General features: G+C 55.3%; 14 protein-coding genes and 1 pseudogene. 6 read left to right on the top strand and 9 right to left on the bottom strand.

Features of this window, described 5'->3' with window-relative positions:
* Positions 1-116 precede the first annotated feature (116 nt).
* The 6 genes from AAC076_RS05535 to AAC076_RS05510 form a co-directional block, all read right to left on the bottom strand.
* A complete protein-coding gene (locus tag AAC076_RS05535; RefSeq protein WP_339843450.1) occupies positions 117-2,075 on the bottom strand; it encodes a DUF389 domain-containing protein in 1,959 nt (652 codons plus the stop codon).
* 113 nt (positions 2,076-2,188) lie between these two features.
* Complete coding sequence (locus AAC076_RS05530; protein ID WP_339843447.1) at positions 2,189-3,208, bottom strand: MBL fold metallo-hydrolase; 1,020 nt, start codon at positions 3,206-3,208, stop codon at positions 2,189-2,191.
* Between the two features lie 210 nt (positions 3,209-3,418).
* On the bottom strand, positions 3,419-4,060 hold the full coding sequence (locus tag AAC076_RS05525) for a DUF1109 domain-containing protein (RefSeq protein ID WP_339843445.1): 642 nt from the start codon (positions 4,058-4,060) through the stop codon (positions 3,419-3,421).
* A 1-nt stretch (position 4,061) separates the two neighbouring features.
* Entirely contained in the window at positions 4,062-4,592 is a 531-nt protein-coding gene (locus AAC076_RS05520) for a sigma-70 family RNA polymerase sigma factor (protein ID WP_339843443.1), read from the bottom strand.
* Positions 4,593-4,599: 7 nt separating this feature from the next.
* Entirely contained in the window at positions 4,600-5,139 is a 540-nt protein-coding gene (locus tag AAC076_RS05515; protein ID WP_339843442.1) for a DoxX family protein, read from the bottom strand.
* Positions 5,140-5,147: 8 nt separating this feature from the next.
* Positions 5,148-5,384 carry a DUF2282 domain-containing protein gene (locus AAC076_RS05510; protein ID WP_339843637.1) on the bottom strand — a complete coding sequence of 79 codons (237 nt, stop codon included), beginning with the start codon at positions 5,382-5,384 and terminating at the stop codon, positions 5,148-5,150.
* A 286-nt stretch (positions 5,385-5,670) separates the two neighbouring features.
* On the opposite strand from AAC076_RS05510, the gene AAC076_RS05505 reads away from it, so the two are divergent.
* The 3 genes from AAC076_RS05505 (at position 5,671) to AAC076_RS05495 (ending at position 7,652) form a co-directional block, all read left to right on the top strand.
* On the top strand, positions 5,671-5,934 hold the full coding sequence (locus AAC076_RS05505) for a hypothetical protein (protein ID WP_339843635.1): 264 nt from the start codon (positions 5,671-5,673) through the stop codon (positions 5,932-5,934).
* 111 nt (positions 5,935-6,045) lie between these two features.
* On the top strand, positions 6,046-6,882 hold the full coding sequence (locus AAC076_RS05500) for a DUF692 domain-containing protein (protein ID WP_339843441.1): 837 nt from the start codon (positions 6,046-6,048) through the stop codon (positions 6,880-6,882).
* On the top strand, positions 6,879-7,652 hold the full coding sequence (locus tag AAC076_RS05495; protein ID WP_339843440.1) for a DNA-binding domain-containing protein: 774 nt from the start codon (positions 6,879-6,881) through the stop codon (positions 7,650-7,652). Before AAC076_RS05500 ends, AAC076_RS05495 begins: the two co-directional genes overlap by 4 nt.
* 117 nt (positions 7,653-7,769) lie before the next feature.
* Here AAC076_RS05495 and AAC076_RS05490 read toward each other — a convergent pair whose 3' ends face one another.
* Positions 7,770-9,626 carry an alpha/beta fold hydrolase gene (locus AAC076_RS05490; RefSeq protein ID WP_339843439.1) on the bottom strand — a complete coding sequence of 619 codons (1,857 nt, stop codon included), beginning with the start codon at positions 9,624-9,626 and terminating at the stop codon, positions 7,770-7,772.
* A 435-nt stretch (positions 9,627-10,061) separates the two neighbouring features.
* On the opposite strand from AAC076_RS05490, the gene AAC076_RS05485 reads away from it, so the two are divergent.
* Positions 10,062-11,321, top strand: a complete 1,260-nt coding sequence (locus AAC076_RS05485) for a PQQ-dependent sugar dehydrogenase (protein ID WP_339843438.1) — start codon at positions 10,062-10,064, stop codon at positions 11,319-11,321.
* A 216-nt stretch (positions 11,322-11,537) separates the two neighbouring features.
* Entirely contained in the window at positions 11,538-12,425 is an 888-nt protein-coding gene (locus AAC076_RS05480) for an SDR family NAD(P)-dependent oxidoreductase (protein WP_339843437.1), read from the top strand.
* On the opposite strand, the gene AAC076_RS05475 is transcribed toward AAC076_RS05480, so the two are convergent.
* Entirely contained in the window at positions 12,412-13,611 is a 1,200-nt protein-coding gene (locus tag AAC076_RS05475; protein WP_339843436.1) for a GGDEF domain-containing protein, read from the bottom strand. The two genes, AAC076_RS05480 and AAC076_RS05475, sit on opposite strands and share 14 nt — an antisense overlap.
* Before the next feature lie 354 nt (positions 13,612-13,965).
* On the opposite strand from AAC076_RS05475, the gene AAC076_RS05470 reads away from it, so the two are divergent.
* Positions 13,966-14,892, top strand: coding sequence for a DUF808 domain-containing protein (locus AAC076_RS05470; protein ID WP_339843435.1), 927 nt, complete (start codon positions 13,966-13,968; stop codon positions 14,890-14,892).
* A gap of 85 nt (positions 14,893-14,977) precedes the next feature.
* Here AAC076_RS05470 and AAC076_RS05465 read toward each other — a convergent pair.
* Positions 14,978-15,425, bottom strand: a pseudogene (locus AAC076_RS05465) (hypothetical protein); the annotation flags it as partial.

The raw sequence follows: 15,425 nt of genomic DNA, 5'->3' as shown, positions 1-15,425 counted from the left end.
CGCCAGTTCGGCAGCGGCTTCATATGCCACTAGCGTAGCCGAAACAGGCTCCTCGGCCACCGAGAGCAGTAGGGTGTTTGGTTTATTGCAGGGCGAATACAGCCTCCGCAGGCGAGTCAAGGGCGATGCAACGCACCTCCCACGCTTAGTCGAGTGCCCAGCTCCAGAGTAACCGGGCGATCCCATTTTTCTTCCAGTTGGCTGCGTAACTGCTCAAGGTCCTCACGCTGCAGCAACTCTTCGGCAACAAGCTCGCCGCGTACCAGCAAGCCGCCGTCCCGGCGACTGACCTGCAGATTACTCAAATTGACGGGTTTGTCGTTGATCAGCAGGCCATGACGGCTGAGGTCACGTTCAATCTGCCAGTGGCTGTTCATATCAATAAAGGCCAGCGTCAGCGGAATCGATACGGCGAGCAGCAATACGGCTGAAATGGCCAGCCCACGTTTGGCGCGCAGCAGCGGGGCGTAACCCAGCACCAGGAAGGTCAGGGCCGCACTCAGGGCAATGCCGACCAGGTTGGTAATAAACAGCAGCATGGCACCGCTGAAGACCTCCCATTGCCACCAGCCGATACCAATGCCGGCTACTGATAGCGGCGGTACCAAGGCTACGGCAATCGCCACTCCGGGCAGGCTTTTCATGATGCTTTCGCGGGCATGTGCGTAGCCGCCGGCAATGCCCGAGGCGATGGCTACCCCGAGATCCAGCAAGTTGGGGTGCAAACGCCCAGCCATCTCCGGGGTGATACGATCAATCGGAATGATCAGGGCAATCAGGGCTGCCGTGCCCAACGCGAGCAAAACCCCGATACCAATGGTCAACAGCGATCGATCCAGCAGCGGGCGGTCACCACGCAGCAGCGCCATGGCCAACGAGATGATCGGCGCCATGAGTGGTGCCAGGACCATGGCGCCGATGATCACAGCGGCGCTGGAGAGAAACAGACCGAAGCTGGCCACCACCACGCTAAGCATCATCAAGGCAATGTAGTGCGGGTTAGCCTGGGCATTGTCACGCAACAGCAGGAACAAATCCTTGAAGTCGTCCTCAAGTGCGCGGGTGAACAGTGGCAGGTGGCTCTGGATCATTTCCAGGCGGGTTTCATTGGTTGGAAGGTTGTCGACCCGCATGGTGTCCTTGTTCTGGCGATTACCGGGCTTGCTGGCCTGGATAATCTCCCCGGTATTGATGCGTACCGCCTCCGGGTAGAGCTCAAGCTCAATGACGCTGGCCTGGCGACGCCGACCATCTACGTAGTAGGTCAACGGCTGCGCTGACTCCAGCTTCAGGTACTGGCTCTTGATATAACTGACCGCCGCTGGCAAACGCTGCACTCCGGCTTCGCCCCTGAATACGGCAGCCAAAAGAAATGCCAGATATTCGGTGACCGATTTTGGGGCCACCAGAATGGTCGAGATCTTGCAATCCTGCGCTGAAATACTGGTATTGATCAGCTTGGCAGCGGCACTGTTGACATCGTTCTCGATGGCAACCAGACCGGTAATCGCGGTTTTCAGCGTCACGTCCTTGCCGGTAGTCAGGGTGATCGCAAAGGGTTTGATTATCAGCAGGTTGCGCAGGCTGTTCCAGACCAGCGCCAGCCAGTACAGCAGATGCTGCCAGCGGGAGACCTGGCGGTTCTGATATCTCTTGCTGCGCTGGTCAAGAAATGGGGTTTCGCCCAGCATGAGCATGCCCAGTACCACCTCGTTGTTACACCGCACCACATCCAGTGCGGTGGCACTGCCGGTAAACGCCAGCGTGAGTGCCTGATCGCGTTTGGCGGGGATGCCAAACCAACGATGCAGGCGACTCTTCGAGTTTGCCGGGATGATACCCAACGAGAAATTGAGAGTTTTGGCCAGGTTGACGTACTCGCTGATGTCATCATCCTCGACGATCACCACCACATGCTCGGCGTGATCGAGGCAGTGTCCCGGTTGGCTGAGAAAGTGCTCTTTATCGAATTCGTTGAGGAGTATGTTGTGTTCGGCAGCAAAGGCCCGAATATCCGGCAAACGTGCCTGATGCTCGGCCGGACAGACGAGCAGTACCTGTTGATGAAATGTCACGTGCGGAGGTTTCCGATTAGCAAGCAAGGTGTCGATTGTGCGTGATTGCGGCAATTCGGAAAAGGGTAGGCATGTTCATCTTGTTAAGGGCCTGCGCGCCTTCGTGGCGTGACTCAGCAGCCTGCCACACACCGACCTGTGCCATCGAATTCCATCGTGCGGCCACTGATGGCGAGATGGGTGGTTGGCTTTAGCTGTTGCATAAACGTAGCCGTGCGAGAAGCGGGCAGTAGCTTGCCGCCCTCGGTTACGGGCTCATTGGGATGGGTCAGAATGACCGATGCTGGCTTGACCAGCTCGTTCATAGCATGGGCGCCTGTAAAGAAGATGCCCGGGTTTCCTCCCAGGTTGAGCACCGCAAGATTAGCCCTGTGGTACTCGTTGACGATGGTTTTCATTTCGGAATGAATGCCCGTATCTCCCGAGAGGTAGGCAGTCAGACCATTGGTGAATTTCACCACAAAGCCGGTGGGCGGACCGTACTCAACAATAGCGCCATCCGCTGCAGCAGCAGCTTGCTGAGCTTGCGAGAGTAATGCGGGGGGAGCATTGTTCACGTGCGAAGCGTAGACAATAGTAATTTCCACACCTTGTTCGGCATCGGCAGCCTTTGCAATGAACACACCACCCAGGTCCGTTTGAGATCTACAAACTGTCTTGACCGGCACCGTCGTGACACCGTTAGTTTGTGGGCAAAAAGCGATGCTGTTCTCACCCTGTATGCGCTGGACTCTATTGCCCACAAAACCACCGATGGCACGAGTCATTACCAAGGCAGCATTTTTCGTAGCGGCGACCTCGGCTGTCGTGGAATGAGTCGACGCCACGCGTTCCGAGTTGGCACAGGTTCCAGCACCAGGAGCTTTGAGCTTCTGGTCGCCAAGGTGATCGCCATGCATATGACTGAGTAAAACGAGGTGCAGGTTGCCCAGGCGTGGGTCATCACCACCGGTTACGTTGTGCGCCGCGTCGTATAAAAAGCGGACCCCTGTCGGATCTTCAAAAATGATCGCGCGATCATTCGCGCACAGATCACCCGGGTGCGAGCCAAGGGGGGTAATTTTAACGCTCTGTGCGATGGCCGGGGTGGTAGCCAGCATGCAGATAAAAATAAACCCGATGCGTGATTTCATTTTTTATTTCTCTCATGCGGTGACCTGAGAGCAAATGATATCAACGTGGAGTTATTACCGGGGGCGGTAGACAGTATCCAGTTGTGTATGGAAAAGCCGGGGTCATATGAGCATTTCTCTTTGACCCCAATTAATCGCGGATTGGCTGGTGCGAGAAAAGTTAATGTGAGCCGTTCACCATAAACTTTAAGTCAGCGTTTATGTATGCGTTCACCAGCGAATCAACCTTGGTACTGCAAAACGTCCAGCCAGTGCACAAAACCCTACCGGAATACAGTGCCATATGGCGAGATGGGCCAAACTATCGAGCGGACAAGACAAGCCATAGGCAAAGGTGCCGATGGCACCGGCAGCGAAGCCCGTCAGAGTCCCCGCCGCCGCTAGTGACACAGGCGCACCACGGCGTAACCAAAAAATCAGCGCAACGGCAGTAATCATACCAAACGCTATGCCCTGTATTGCGCAGGCAAAACCGTGAATGTCCGTTACAACCTCATCCATTCGGCCGTGCACGCTCTGTGTGATGATAGCGCTTGCCGGTATGATGACTAGCAGTAAGGTGCTCCAGAGGGTAGGGCGGGCGGAGTTGCCGACCTGAGGGTTGGCCATGTGCACCACGGTCCATGCTGCGCCGCCGCCGAGCGCCGCCAACATGCCGTTGGTGATAAAGAAAAATGCCGAGGCCTTCCCAGAGGTTAATCCCTCCCATACACCCAGTAGCAAAACCACTAGAACAATAGTCGCGAAAGCGGCTGCAGCCACCCAAAGCATCCCCTGCCGCGCCATTATCGGGTTTATTGGTTGCAAGTCTTCAGTTAAATCATCAATCAGAGATTGGTTGGTTTTTTTCATATTAATTTGCCTTCTCCACCAGTGAGGTCAGTCGTTTCAGCCCTCGGTGAATGTTGATTTTGACCAGGCTTTCGCTTTGCCCGGTTCGCGCCGCAGCCTCGGTAACGGAAAGCCCGCTGATTTTAACCAGATCAATCACGCTCCGCTGCTTATCAGGCAGCTGTGCTAAAAGGCGATCCAGGCTCAAACGGGCGTGAAGTGCATCTTCTTCACCCGGCGCAGCGTAGTCGCTATCCTCTAACGGCTGCTCCTGCGAGCGATAAAGGCCGCGCAAATGGTCCAGCCACCGGTAGCGAGCAATGGCAGCCAACCAAGGCAGAAATGCGCGTGAGGGGTCCCAGGTCGCGCGTTTGTTGTGCATGGACAGCATCACCTCCTGCACCAAGTCGTCGAGTTGCTGCGGCGCAACCCGGCGGCGAAAATAACGTTCCAGCCAACGTTGCACTTCCGTGAGGAGGGCGCGGTAGGCCGCTCGGTCTCCCATCTGGGCAGCTGCCATCAAGCCGGCAAGTGTAGGTTCATCCTGCTGCATTGTTTGCTTACTCAACCTTTGCAGGTGGTCGCTTGGCAGGTGCAAGCGTTACAGATGAGGGGCGCTTGTTTGTAACCATATTCATCCAGCGAGCCCAAGTCGTATCCAGTGATAACCAGCCACCACCGCGCACCATCAGCACAAGTGCCATAGCAGCCCATAGGCTGTGGGTCGTCCACCATGCATCCGGGTAGACAAAAACCTGAATAACCAGCGTCATGATCAACAAGGACATCGCCGAGAAGCGAGTGGCCAGACCCAAGACCAACAATATCGGGAACAGATGTTCAGCGTAAGCAGCCAATGGAGTAGCCAACTCGGCCGGGAGCGGCAGGCCGGTGTATTCATACTCAAAAAGCGTATAGGCGCTGTCTTTGACCGTTATCAAGGTTTCGGCTTCCACCTTGGTTCGCCCAGATCGCCAAAACACTCCCGCCAGGGCCACGCGGGTCAGAAGGAGTGCCAACCCCTCGGTGAAGGCCGTGGTGAGCGGACGAAGCAAAGCGTGGTAAACCTCGCTCGCCCTTTGCCATTGTTTGAATAGCATGGGTTGAACTACCCCTCTGCGGGCGCGAGCGAGCCCATGCCATTGGGTGTATCAATACTTTCACATGTACCGGTCTCTACCAGCGTCCAGGCATTGCCCTGGTAGTCCTTGGTTGAGGTTCCTGCGCAACTGGTGCCGGGGCCTGCGGCGCAGTCGTTCTCACCGGCTTTAGAGACGCCATAGCATTTCTCCATAGGTATTTTTTCCCTGGCGTCGGCTGTGGCGGCCATCAGGCCGCTTGCCATGGTGGCAGTGAGGGTTAGTCCGGCAAGACGGGCAATTGTTCTAGTGTTCATAGCAGTCTCCGTTATCCACAAGTTGAAATCTCAACAAGCCGCTGTAGCGGCGTGCATATCTACTAGTTCGTTGCGATCGCTCATTGGGTTACACATAAAAAAAATAAAAAAAGCTGTAACTTTTTGCCGAGCCTGCGCGAACCAGATAGTGCGTGTCTAACGCATACCTCTCTCTCGAGAAAACAAAGTCTTTGAAAAGGATCTATCCATGAAAACGTCTACTCGCAAAACCGCCATGACTGCCGCTTCCGCTGCAGCTTTTGCCATCTTCTCTATGGCAGCAAGCGCCGCAGATCTGCCAAAAGGCAGCAAGGGCGTCGCCATTAACGCCACTGACAAGGTGCATTGCTACGAAGTGCATAGCTGCAAGGGCATGTCTGATTGCGCTACTGCCGAACATGCCTGTAAAGGCCAGAACGCCTGCAAAGGGCACGGCTTCAAGGCCATGGAAGCAGGAGAGTGCCTTACCAAAGGCGGCACCATCGGTGATCTGGGCTGACAGGTCGTCAGTCAATCTTGATCGTACGCCGCAACTTCATGCACTACTCATTTTGAGCACCTGCATTCACCCGCGAGTGCAGGTTCAAACTGAAAGACTCGGAGTATTAACATGTCCAACCCTAAAACCTTCCCCGGCTTCGGGCTGGGCCTTCGCTCACCACATTACCAAGAGTTTCTTGAGCAGAAAGTGGCGGTGGATTTTGTCGAGGTTATTTCTGAAAACTTCATGCTCGACGGCGGCAGGCCACTGCGTATCCTTGACCAGGTTCGCCAGAAATACGAAGTCAGCTTGCATGGTGTATCCATGTCCGTAGGCTCTGCCCACGGGCTGGATCACCACTACCTGGCCAGGCTCAAAGCACTTGCCACAAGGATAGAGCCATTGTGGGTCTCGGACCACCTATGCTGGACCCGAACAACCGCCCATAACAGTCACGATCTGCTACCGTTGCCCCTGACCATGGAGGCATTGGATGCCGTATGCTCCAATATTCATTACGCCCAGGAATACCTCGGGCGAACTCTGATGCTTGAAAATCCCTCGAGTTATCTGTCTTTCCCGGAAGACGAAATGACCGAGGCTAGCTTCCTCAAGGAGATGGCGTCTCGCACGGGTTGCTACCTGCTGCTGGACGTCAATAATCTGTGCGTCAACGCCCACAATCATGGCTTCGATCCGCTGGACTATCTGGCGCAATTACCGTTATCACGGGTACGCGAAATCCACCTGGCCGGACACACCCCTGGCGATATTCGCATCGACACTCACGACCGTCCGGTGTGCGATGAGGTGTGGGCCTTGTACGAAAAGGTGATCAGCCAAGTTGGTGATGTAGCCACCCTGCTTGAGCGTGACGATGCCATCCCGCCGCTGCCCGAACTGCTTGTCGAGCTTGGCTGCGCGCGGGACTGCGCCCGCAGAGCAAAGCGGGAGGTCGCGGCATGACCTCGCTGGCTACCATGCAACATCAGATGATTGCCACTCTGGTGGCGGAGGACGTCGAAATCTCGGCGCTCTGGAGCGATCAGCAGCAGGCAGGACTGGCTGTGTACCGCAATAACTATCGAACCGCGACCATTGAAGCTTTGCAAAATTTCTTCGAGCGCACCTGTCGGTTGGTAGGCGAGGCGAGTTTTATCAAGGCGGCCATTCACCACATCATTCAGCACCCACCGCACAGTTGGTCATTGGATCATGTCGGCGAGGGATTCAGCTCGACCTGTGCGGAACTCTTCCGGAACGATCCCGAGGTGTCTGAACTGGCTTGGTTGGAGTGGGCCATGCATTGTGCGTTTACTGCACCTGATGTAGATGCTATGCAGACGAGCGCCTTTGCCGAGGCCACCGCTGCTTTTGAGTCAGATGCCTGGTATGAACTGCGCTTGGGATTCACCGAAGAGCTCACCATGCGCGTCATTACTCATGACCTGATTGCACTTTGGCAACAGACGGCAGAGCCACAAGCGATACAGCCGGTCAGCAAGCTGAGCGTGAACCACTCGGCCATCGTTTGGCGTGAAGGAGAGCTGCCAGTTTTCCGGCTTGTAGTTGATTACGAAGCAGCCGCACTGCAAGCCATGATGGCTGGCGCGAGTTACGGTAATGCCTGTGAAATTGTCATGGCTGCATGTCCTGCAGACGAGGCAGCGGCAGTGGCAGGAACCATGCTTAGTCGCTGGTTGACTGACGGGCTGGTCGTCAGCATCGGTTATTGATCACTTGTTAAGCGAAAGCCCGGGATCAGATTAATAAGCGCGCCGTCTTGATCACGTAAAATTTTGGGGTTAGAGCAGTATCAGCCAGAGACCTGGCTGATACCGGGGAGATACGACTTAATCGTTATGGTCGCGGAAGTGAACCGAGATGGAGCGCACACGATCCGAGGACCAGTTGGGCACATTGACGCTTTGAATCTCACCGCCACGACGGGAGGTCAATTCAACTTCTATCACGTTGTCAGGTTCCGTGCTTGCGGGCAGGTACAGGTCCAGACCGGACATGAAGGGGAACCGACTGAAAACCGGGTCGGCCACTATTAGATTGCTGACCTGGTCAGAGTTGCGGTCATGGATGAAAATGTTGCTCAATCTATTCAGCAACGGCCCCGTCTGCTGTGTCACCACGTTGGTGCCGTTGACCCGCAGCACGTCGTTGCTTTCGCCCTGGTCGCCCCACAACTCCATATCTCGGCTTATCGACAGGTTGCTGTGATTCGCGCTGCGAGCCAGGTAGGCCCCGAGTCCTGCACCGGGCAGGGAAGTATTGAGACGAATCTGGTAGCTATCCTGGGTATAGGGCTCGCGGTAGAAATAATGATCAGCGTTCGCGGCGTCAGGACGCCGTAAAACGAACTCGTAGCTACCGCCGTTATTGATGCGGAACGGACCCCAATGACCATCGCTGGAGATGGGCTGCGAATGCACCGGCGTATCGCTCAGGCTGCGGCCATTGGCTGGATCAACTTCACTGATTTCCAATGTCGTCCCTTCGGCACCGATATTTGCCGGGAACAGATTGGCGCGTCCAGCAATCCATAGGTGCTCTCCTTCAGCTGCGGGAATCGAAGTAGTGGCAGGCTCCGCACCATTATTGAAAAAGCGGTACATGCGTGCGAATGACTCGGCCGCAGTGGCGACTTCAATGTGCCCGACAGGGTCACCTTCTACAGGATAAACGTTGGTTGCTCCGGTGATCTCCAGCGTCACGTACTGGCCCCAGAGTGCCAGAGTTGGGACTCCACCGAAGGGCTCCTCACCACCACGGCCATCAAGGTTTACATAGGCAGCCACTTTCGCAGCGCGGCCTGGATCGCTCAGATAGAAGCGACTGACCTCAGTGCCCATCGAATGCCCCATCAGGTTGATGGTGTCAAAGCCGGTGCTTTGTCTCAGGGCGTCGATGGCCTCATTCAGCTCCACAGTGGTTTTCGTGAAATCAGGTGGGTTCGTGTTGTACTCATAGGTAGCCAGATGACTGCGCGGGTAGCCGTTGGCGATAAATCGTTGGGCCTGGGATTCAAACTGAGAGGCAGAGCCTGCACCTCCATGGACAAAAATAACCGGGCGTTTGTCGAAATCGATATCCTTGCCACCTGCTGCATCCTGTGAATCTTGCACGTGCAACCAAGCGTTGAGGCGGTCGCGTAGTTGGCGGTCGCCGTTACTGAACACATCCTGGGAGTTCAGGTGAGTCAGCAATGTGCTAACCGCAGCCTCGAAATCGTTGGCGTCATCAAGCGAAAGATCAAAAGCGGGGTTATCCGCCAGAAAGGTATTGATGGATTCCTGCAGCTCTTCCACGAGCTGTATACCGTTGCTCAAGTTTCCGTCGGCATCCAGGCTTTGCAGTAGACGGGCCAGATTGATGGCTGCCGGATCACTGCTGTCTTGCGCATCTGGAATCAGGTCCTTGGGACTGACTATAGCCGCGCCGCTTGCGCTGCCGAGTTTCAGGTCACCAATGGAAAATTCGACACTTTCCCCGCGCCGATAGGTGAAGTTGCCCTGGGCATTGGTCTTGCCCTCAGTGCTGCCGGTACTAAAAGACAAGCCTTCGACCGGGCTGTCGATAAAAGTGCCGGTGCGCACGCTGTCACCTGAGCCAGAACCGGATAGACAGCCGCTCATCAACAGGGTGCTCAGGCCCAATAAACCGAGCGCGGGTAGAGGTCGCAATGTGAAGTATTGCATGGTGAAGACTCCATTTCTTGTTATTGGTTGTTTGCAGCTCAAATAGAAAAATTGCAGATGGAAGCTACTGAATGAGTAATTGTTAAACAGCTTCAACACTAGTTCAGCCCGACCGGCCAGTCAATAAAAATGAATATTCATTCTAGTCTTTTTGGGCAGGCTTGATCAGCTGAACATTTTTCTTCAATCGAGCCTTTTTACTCAGAATTTGCGTACGGCAAGAAACCGGCATGAAAACAAATGGTCACAGGTGGGTAGGGCCTGGATAGAAGCTCCCCGTGTATGCTGGAAGTCGAGTTTCGAAGTAGGGAGTAGATCAGGTTCACATGGTCGGATTGGCCAAAAAAAACCGATCTACATTGAGTCTTTGCGCGATCACAACTCGGCCGACTCGCCGGAACAATGGATTAGATGTCCCAACATTAAGGAGCAACCATGGTCCCTTTCAAACATTCGCTTATTTTTCTCGCTACCCTTGGGCTGTTGACGGCCTGCGACAGCTCGTCGAGCCCTGTTAACCAGGATCAGCCATCCGCATCGACCGCTGCAGCCCCGGCCCCGGCGGAAACGTCTTCTACTGCCGCCAATACAAACTCTACTGAAACGGTGGCAGCGTCTGATCAAGGCCAGGTTGAAGCAACCAACTATGGAACACCTTTCGCGGTAGCCGAGGTTGCGCAGTTCGATTCCCCCTGGGCCATGACATTCTTGCCAGACGGGCGACTGCTGGTGACAGAGATGGCAGGCAACTTGCGTTTGCATGATCTCGGCTCAGGCGAAACCGGGAACATCGGGGGTGTGCCCGAGGTTGTTTATGCAGGGCAGGGTGGTTTGGGTGATGTGCTGTTGCATCCGCAGTTCGCAGAAAATCAGCAGATCTATATCAGCTATGTCGAGGCGGGAGATGACGTTTCCGGTGCGGCAGTCGCCCGTGCCCGGCTGGTACTGAATGACAGTGGTGGTGGTCAGCTAGAGGACCTGGAAGTGATCTGGCGGCAAGTGCCGAAGGTGTCTGGCGACGGCCACTTCGGCCACCGACTAGCGTTTGATGATGAAGGCATGCTCTGGATCAGCTCCAGCGAGCGGCAGAAGTTTGACCCGGCGCAGGATATGTCCGGCAATCTGGGCAAGATGATCAGATTGAATGACGATGGCAGCGTGCCGGAAGGGAACCCCTTTACTGACCAGGGCGGGGTGGCAGCGCAGGTATGGTCCCTGGGCCACCGTAATATCCTCGGTCTGGCATTCGATGCCGAGGGCAGGTTGTGGGCCCATGAGATGGGGCCGAAAGGGGGCGATGAGCTGAATCTGATCGAAAAGGGTTCCAACTACGGTTACCCCATCGTCTCCAACGGCATGCATTATGACGGCGAGCCGATTCCCGATCATGATACCCGACCCGAGTTTAACGCCCCCGACGTTTCCTGGACGCCGGTCATTTCACCGGCCGGTTTCATTATCTATGACGGCGAGCTGTTCCCTGAGTGGCAAGGCAGCGGCTTCATCGGCGGCTTATCATCGCAATCCCTGGTGCGTGTCGAGTTCGATGGCAACAGTGCCCGAGAGGCAGAACGGTTCGACATGCAACAACGTGTACGTGAGGTTGAGCAAGGTCCGGACGGTGCGATATGGCTCCTGGAAGATGGCAAGCGTGGAAGCGACGGCACATTGCTTAAGTTGACTCCCAGCGAGTAGGTTCGCAGCAGAGTGAGCCTTACGTTGATGCTCCCGCACTCTGTGGCCAAGCCCCCACAATGCTTGGCTGCAGGTGCTTATGTCGCAGAATAATGGATGGAGATAGTGCTGTACCGACGGCGCAGATCAGGCGCACATTGGTCAAATTGAGCATCTTCCACCCGATCTCGCCGCCTTGCGCCAAGCCAGCGACGAGCATCTCACAAGGAGCAGAACATGAATGACTTCGCAGGTAAGACCATTGTTGTCAGCGGCGGCGCTGAAGGCATCGGTTTGAGTATTGCCATGGCGATGGGCAAACAAGGCATGAAAGTCGTCTTGGGCGATATTGATGCGAATCAGCTAAAACTCGCAGAAGAGCAACTGCTGCAAGCTGGCATCGAAGTAATGACCGCCCAGATGGATGTGACCCAGATCGATCAATGGCAAGCGCTTGCCAAACAGGCTATTGAACGCTTCGGCAAAATTCACATGCTGGTCAATAACGCTGGTGTGGGTGGCGGTACCGGTAGCATCGAGCAAATGGATACCACCGAGTGGCGCTGGGTCCTGGACGTTAATCTGATGGGCGTGATCAACGGTACCCAGGTCATGATTCCACACATCAAGCAGCACGGCGAGGGAGGCTGGTTGATTAACGTTGCCTCCATGGCCGGCATGGGCGGCGTACCCTACGGTGGCGCCTACACGGCCAGTAAAGTTGCCGTTGTTGGCATGTCGGAAAGCTGGTTTACGGAACTGCAGCCCCACAACATTCGAGTATCTGTGCTGTGCCCGGCTTTTGTGAAAACGCGCATCAACTTATCCACGCGCAACAAGCAAAGCACCTACAAAGGTGACGCCATCAAGCGCGAAGCCACACCACAGCAGGCGGCTATGGCTGCGCATATGCAAAAAATCATAGATAACGGTTTGCCTGTCGAGATTGTTGGGGAGCGCGTGGTGGAAGCCCTGAACGCAAAGGAACTGTATATCTTCACTCATCCCAACTACCGACCCTCTACCCAGGCCCGTTCCAAAGCCATTGATGAAGCTTTCGAGCGTGCTGCAGCCAGCCCATTGCTGGCCGATGTGGCGGATCAGGAGATTATCAGCTTCGGTTAAGCGATGCGGATATCCCTGTAATACTGGCTTCAGCAGGCTTGCCACCCGCCAATCGCACTGTATTTCGTCCTGCCGCTTTGCATTCATACAAAGCGGTATCTGCATAAGCGATCAGGCTGTTGCAATTGTCCTTGGCGCCGGGTAAACCGACCCAGACGCCAGCGCTGAAGCTCTGGTGAATGCTAAGCTCACCAAACGTCGTGTGATTGTCTGAAATGGTCTGACGCAGCTCTTCCACCGCTGACATGGCGCCTTCCTCGGTGGCGCCGGGCATTATCAGAAGAAACTCCTCGCCACCGTAACGACCCAGACTGTCGGTCATCCGCAGTCTCTTTTTCATTTGTTCAACGCAGTGCCGCAACACCTCGTCTCCAGCCAGATGTCCATACTGATCGTTGACGTTCTTGAAATGATCCAGATCGATGATGACGATGGCCAGCCCGGTTTCGGTCCGCCGCGCACGTTCTACTTCTTGCTCCAGTTCTTCCAGAATAGCTCGCCGGTTCGGTATGCCGGTAAGGGCATCGCGCAGGGCAAGATGTTTGAGAGCCACCTCACTACGCTCCTTGGACATGAGCACCAACCCCAGCGATAACATCATCACCGTTACCGTGCCTATGCTGATAGATATGGATTGCCTTAGGTTACTGACGTCATAACGCATTTCCGGGGCGTTGCCCCCAACGATAGACACTACTCGGATAAGGACGCCTATCAAACTGATCCCCGCGCCGACAATCAGCAGAATGTGAGCGCGACCGCCCGGCTGGGCGAAGTGTGATGCCCAGCGGATGAGGAACGCGCACTGAATCATGAGTATGCCGGAGGCCACCAGTGTGCGCGGCTCCAGCGTATTAAGCAGAACAGTAAGCAGGACTATCTGGCAGAGCGGCAGACTGAACAGCCAGAGCCAGGGTACCCGGTGATCGACAATACGAAAAATGCTCGCTGTGTAGAAAGCCACTGCGACCGACAGTAACGAGTTGGGCACGGCATAGGTAAGCCACAGGGAGGCATGGCCAAACAGGGTGAAGCAGACGTAGGCCAGTGCGTGAGCCAGCAACCCGGCCCCCACCGTCAGCATGCCATCGCGCTGGTTGAAGCGCCCGACAACCAGCAAACAAAAGGCCATAATCAATGCCACCCAGGCCACCGAGGCGAAGATGGTTGGCGTGTGAGCAATCATCGGTAAAGCACCGTGCAGGCTAAGCGGAGTGGATAACGGGTAACTGAAAGAGAGTAGGGTGACACCACTTTAATTTTTTAGCCTATACCAAGTGCATCTGACGACGAGCTTGTAGATTGCCCAAGTCCGTTGTCGTCAGCAGGTCTTGTTGGAATGGTTGATTTCCTTGGCGGCAAAATAGTGTACTCGCCGCGAAAGCATCACCTTTGTTATAGCAAAGCCTGCTAATGCGTCAAGGCTGGAGTATCACCCGACATCAGTGAGGGTCTGGAGTAATCGGGGTTACCCCCATTACATTGATCCCAACTACTATGACCCCAAGTTTACTCATCCAACAAATAGGAGATTCACCTCTTGGCTTCCAGTCTGCTTGCGCTGATCGATGATATTGCCACCATGCTCGACGACGTCTCGATCATGACCAAAATCGCTGCCAAGAAAACCGCCGGTGTGCTGGGTGATGATCTTGCCCTTAACGCGCAGCAAGTGACGGGTGTAAAGCCGGTCCGAGAATTGCCTGTAGTGATGGCCGTTTTCAAAGGCTCCTTGCGCAACAAGCTGATCCTGGTCCCCGCGGCGCTACTGATCAGCGCCTTCATTCCCTGGGCGGTAACGCCATTATTGATGCTGGGCGGCGCTTTCCTCTGTTACGAAGGCTTCGAGAAACTGGCCCATCGATTTTTGCATGATGATACGGAAAAGCATGCCGAAACCGTCAGAGCGCTGGCTGATCCGAACGTGGATATGGTGGCTTTTGAAAAGAGCAAGATCAGCGGGGCGGTCAGAACCGACTTCATTCTGTCTGCAGAAATCGTTGCGATCACGCTAGGCACAGTGGCTGATGCGCCATTTCTGCAGCAGGTACTGGTGCTGTCAGGCATTGCGTTGCTTGTGACCATTGGCGTGTATGGACTGGTTGCCGGCATCGTCAAGCTCGACGATCTCGGTCTCTTGTTGAGTCAGAAGTCCAGTGCCTTTGTAGAGCGTATTGGCAACGGCATACTCTTTATCGCGCCCTGGTTGATGAAAACCCTGTCAGTTGTCGGCACGGCAGCGATGTTCATGGTCGGTGGCGGCATTCTGACCCACGGCTTTGGCGCAGTGCATCATGCGATTCAATCCGGCGCCGAGTTTACCCTGGCGTTGCCTTATATCGGGTCGGTGTTGGGCGGGTTGGTACCAACACTACTCGATGCGCTATTCGGCATACTGGCTGGTGCTGTGATCTTGGGCGTTGTGACGTTTGCAGGTCGGATCATCGGAAAACAAGGGGATGAGTAATCTGACTGATGGCAAGAAGCGGGGGAAGCCAGGTAATCGGAGTCAGATGAAAATGGGTTTGTAAGAAATGATCATCTGACCCCATTTAACCATTCGCCAGTACTAAGGCGTCGAAATAGGCTGTCAGCAGATCCTGGAGCTGTTGTACTTCTGTCATCTCTGTCTCAAATGAAGTGACGAACCGCACTGCCAGATGACCTGCCTTGATATCCAGCGCCTGTGGCACGCTGCTTGGAAGCCAGTCATTCAGGCGTACACCTTGTGCCTTGAGGTACACGAAAAGCGGCTCGGGCATGACAGCGAACAGCTCGTTGGCCTGAACCGGCCAGGCGATCTGGATCGAGGGGTAGGGCTGCAGGCAATGCTCAAGCGCCAGAGCCAGCTCATTGGCGTGACGGGCCAGCGTGAGCCAGTGATCGTCCTTGAGCCAGGCGCACATTTGCGCGCCAAACAGGCGACCTTTCGACACCAAATGACCCGCGCGCTTGCGACGCAGATCGAAGTCTTTTGCCAGCGCCTCGTCAAAAAAGATA

Origin of the sequence: uncultured Halopseudomonas sp. (assembly GCF_963977355.1) — a bacterium.
GTDB lineage: Bacteria > Pseudomonadota > Gammaproteobacteria > Pseudomonadales > Pseudomonadaceae > Halopseudomonas.
The sequence above is the reverse complement of the archived record's forward strand: the minus strand, read 5'-3'. Positions and strand labels throughout refer to the sequence as shown.